The 4,170-nt window shown below is 66.5% G+C and carries 4 protein-coding genes; 2 read left to right on the plus strand and 2 right to left on the minus strand.

Translation table 11 applies throughout. The features are described 5' to 3' along the window. Together WBQ44_RS05930 and WBQ44_RS05935 are read right to left on the minus strand one after the other, a co-directional pair. The coding region (locus tag WBQ44_RS05930; RefSeq protein ID WP_495565799.1) for a DUF6542 domain-containing protein at positions 1 to 861 on the minus strand (861 nt) is incomplete at its 3' end. 20 nt (positions 862 to 881) lie between these two features. Further along, positions 882 to 2,048 (minus strand): DNA recombination protein RmuC, encoded by a 1,167-nt coding sequence (locus tag WBQ44_RS05935; protein ID WP_495565800.1) that lies wholly within the window; start codon positions 2,046 to 2,048, stop codon positions 882 to 884. A gap of 147 nt (positions 2,049 to 2,195) precedes the next feature. On the opposite strand from WBQ44_RS05935, the gene WBQ44_RS05940 reads away from it, so the two are divergent. Continuing rightward, entirely contained in the window at positions 2,196 to 3,401 is a 1,206-nt protein-coding gene (locus tag WBQ44_RS05940) for an exonuclease SbcCD subunit D (protein WP_495565801.1), read from the plus strand. A 13-nt stretch (positions 3,402 to 3,414) separates the two neighbouring features. Further along, on the plus strand, positions 3,415 to 4,170 hold a 756-nt coding region (locus tag WBQ44_RS05945), incomplete at its 3' end, for an AAA family ATPase (protein ID WP_495565802.1).

Below are 4,170 nucleotides of genomic sequence, written 5' to 3' on the forward strand. Positions count from 1 at the left end.
GGGAACGCGCGGTGGCTGCGGCCGCGGCGCCGGACGCCGAGGCTGCTCGACGGCACCGTCACGCGTACGTCCGTCACGGGTAGAGGTATCCCGATCCGGACGATACGGATTCGCGGCAGGCCGGTCGTAGCGCAGTTCGTCACGTTCGCGGCGTGCCCGCCTGCCCTCGGGCGGCTGCTCGCGGCCCGCTCGCCTCGACCGTGCAGCGGGCTCGGTCGACCGGCTGCGTTCTCCGCGGGTTTGCCCTGCGGCCCGCCTGCGCTCGCCGCGAGTGGTGGGGCGTTCTTTCTGGCCGACGCGTGCCTGCTCACGCTCTCGCGTGGGCTTGGCCTTCGACTCGGGCTTCGATTTCGACGCAGGCTTTGAATTGGATTCAGGTTTGGGCTTGTCGCGAACCGAACGGCGGGTGGTTGCGGGTGCGTGGCTTGCCTGCCGCTTCGCGAAGACCCTGGCGGCACCGACCGCGAGCGCCAGGACGGTACCGAGCAGCATCAGCGGAAAACGGTTGACGAGCGGGATGGCAACGTTGAGCAAGATGTCTTTCAGCCCGGTGCCCGGGTTCTCGGTGAAGTACTGATACGAGAGCGGTACGGCTACGAACAGGATCAGCGGAGCCTGCACGAGCGCCGTGAACAATCCGCGATAGCGAACGAGCACGACGGCTGCGACGACCCCGATGATGTAGAAGCACGCGAATGCAGACGTCAGTTCTGTTCCGCGGGCGGCGTCGATGACGAACCCGAGAAATGTCGCGCCGACGGCAATCGCCACTGCCCCCCAAGCAGGGACGCCGGGCACGGTTGCAAGAGCTGAACGCTGATCCAGCGGTACCCCGGAACGGGCACGTTGGGAGGTAGACACCCCCCGAGGTTAGCGGCTGTTCACCCCACTGCGTCGCTGACATGACCGAACTGCACGTAGGAGTGGGACGAATCGGACGTGCGCGGGCGTGTGTCCACGCGCCGGACTTCCACCACGTCGGTGTCGAACATCTCGAGTTCGTGAAGCTTGCGGGCCGTGACGCCGACCCGTGCGTCGACCGAGGACACCGTTGCGTTGAACGAGTCGACGGCCTTGCCGATGTGGCTCCCGAGCTTGTCGAGGTGTGTGGACACTACCCCGAGTCGGGTGTACAGCTCGCGGCCCAACTGTTGAATTCGGGCGGCGTCCTCGGCCAGAGACTCCTGCTTCCACGTGTAGGCGACAGTTCGGAGAAGAGCGACGAGGGTGGTGGGCGTGGCAAGGATCACGTTCCTTGTGAACGCGTACTCGAGCAGAGTCGAATCGGTGGTGAGCGCAGCGTCGAGGAACGGATCACCTGGGACGAACAGCACCACGAACTCGGGCGTCGGCTCGAACGAGCGCCAGTACTCCTTGGCTGCCAATTGGTCCACGTGGGTCCGCAGATGTCGGGCATGCCGGGTCATCTGCTTGGCGCGCTTGTCGACATCTTCCTCCTGCGCGGCGTCGAGGTAGGCGGCGAACGGCACCTTCGCGTCGACCACGATCTGCCTGCCGCCGGCGAGGTGCACGATCATGTCCGGCCGAATGCCGTCGGCGGAAACCTGGGTGTCGAAGTCGCAGTGCTTGACCATGCCCGCCAACTCGACGACCCGCTCCAGCTGTATCTCGCCCCACCGGCCGCGAATCTGTGGAGCACGCAGCGCGGTGACCAACTGCGACGTCTGCACCGACAACTGCTGTGATGCGCGGTGCATCCCCGACACCTGCTCGGTGAGCCCCGCATAGGCACGAATCCGATTGTGCTCGACCTGCCGCACGTGTTCGGTGAGTGCGTCCACGGCATCGTGCAAAGGCTCGACCAGATGCGAGACCTGCTGACCGATCGCGCCGGAGTGCCGACGCGCGGAGTCCTCGTTGACCGCGGCGAGCGACCGACGGAGCAACGCCTCGTTGTCGCGCAGCGCAGCCAACTGAGCTTCGGCGCGCACAGCTCGGTCTCCGGTGCGCGAAGCATGCAACAGCCACCCCATCACGGTGCCGAGTACGAGGGCGAAGACCATGCCCAGGGCAGTCAGTGCGTTCATGAGCCGAATGATGCACGACGGTACCGACACACAGCAGGGACCGGACCGACACACAGCAGGGACCGGGCCGACTGGCAGCGGGGACCGGGCCGACTGGCCGTGGCGCCTGACGGAGTTTGTCGGTGGGGACCGTTAGCGTCGTTTCTCATGAAGATCCTGCACACCTCGGACTGGCATGTCGGCCGCACGTTCCACGGCGTCGACCTGCTCGCAGATCAGGCAGCTGCGCTGAGTGCCATCGCGGATCTGGTTGCGGCGCAGAGCGTGGACGTCGTCGTCGTGCCGGGAGACATCTACGATCGTGCGGTTCCCAGTGCCGACGCGGTGCTCGTGTGCAACCGTGGTCTCGAGGCCATCCGAGCAGCAGGCGCGGTCATCGTCGCCACCTCGGGCAATCACGACTCGCCCGCGAGGCTCGGTGCAGGCGCGGCCTTCGCCAAGGCGGGCGGCCTGCATCTCATGACGCGCGTGGCCGACGTCGGAACCCCTGTCGTCATCGACGACGAGTTCGGTCCCGTTGCGTTCTACGGCATTCCGTATCTCGAACCCGACACCACCCGCGCCGAACTCGACATCCCGTCGGCGCGTTCACACGCAGAAGTGTTGACTGCGGCCATGAATCGTGTCACCGCCGACCTCGAAGCACGTCGCGCGTCGCGGCCGGCCAGGTCTGTCGTTCTCGCGCATGCCTTCGTCGTCGGTGGTGAGTCGACGGGATCCGAGCGATCGATCTCCGTAGGCGGAGTCGAGACTGCACCTGCGTCCGCGTTCGACGGCGTCGACTATGTGGCGTTGGGGCACTTGCACTCTCCGCAGACCCTCACCGAGCGGGTTCGGTACTCGGGTTCGCCGCTTCCGTACTCCTTCGGCGAGCGCAGCCACCGCAAGGCCGTGTGGATCGTAGACCTCGATGCAGACGGTCTCGCGTCGGTCGAGCGGATCGACCTGCCCGTCGTCCGCGGACTCAGCCAGATCGAGGGGACGGTCGACGAGCTCCTTGCAAGCGACAGGTTCACCGACGCAGAGGACCACTACGTGTCGGCTGTCCTTACCGATGCCGTGCGGCCCATCGACGCCATGCGAACCCTGCGTACGCGCTTCCCGCATGCCATCCATCTCGAATGGAACCGTCCGGCAGGGGATCCCGAAGTTCGCTACTCCGACCGCGTGCGTGGCCGCAGTGACAGCGAGATCATGGCGTCGTTCGTCACCGACATGCGTGGCGCTCCTGCCGCATCCGAGGTCCTTCTGTTGGAGCGCGCGCTGGCGCACGTGCAGCGCGACGAGGTCGCCGCGGACAGCGGGACCGAGCACGCGGCCGGATACGTCGAGCCCGCCAGAAAGTCCGCATGACGAGGCGGTGTGCGTGAGACTGCACAGGCTCGAGATTGCAGCGTTCGGACCGTTCGCGCGCAGTGAGTCGGTGGATTTCGACGCGCTCGGCGCCGACGGGCTGTTTCTTCTTCACGGGCAAACGGGTGCTGGCAAGACCACCGTTCTCGACGCAGTCGCCTTCGCTCTGTACGGCACCGTGCCCGGTGCACGCAGGGAAGGTAAACGGCTGCTGTCCGACCACGCAGAGCCCGGCGCGGTTCCCACTGTCGCGCTCGAAGCCACCCTGGGTGGCCGGCGGGTACGCATCGTCCGCAGTCCGGAATACCAGCGGCCCAAGAAGCGTGGCGTCGGCACCACGAAGCAGAACGCCAAGGCGTCACTGACGTGGCTCGACGGTGAGGGACAGAACCTCACGCGGCTCGACGAGATCGGCGATGCCGTGGGTGCTGCGCTCGGAATGAGCGCGGATCAGTTCTTTCAGGTCGTGCTTCTACCTCAGGGCGAGTTCGCGAGGTTCCTCCGCGCAGACAGCGACGAGCGCGGCACTCTGCTCGAGCGGTTGTTCGATACCGCTCGGTTCGGCGACATCGAGGAGTGGTTCGCCGAAGCCCGGCGAGCCAGCTCTGCGGCGCTGGAGTCGAGCCGTATCGCGATCGACAAATTGCTCGGCCAGATCTCCACGGCGTCCGGCGAGGCCGAGCAGCTCGACCGCCCGCCGGTCGAGTGGGCCACCGACGTACTGGATGCAGCGCGCACGGCGTCCGCCGCCTCTGCGTCGGCATTGTCC

It is taken from the genome of Rhodococcus sp. (in: high G+C Gram-positive bacteria), assembly GCF_049591685.1.
Classification (GTDB): Bacteria; Actinomycetota; Actinomycetes; order Mycobacteriales; family Mycobacteriaceae; genus Rhodococcoides.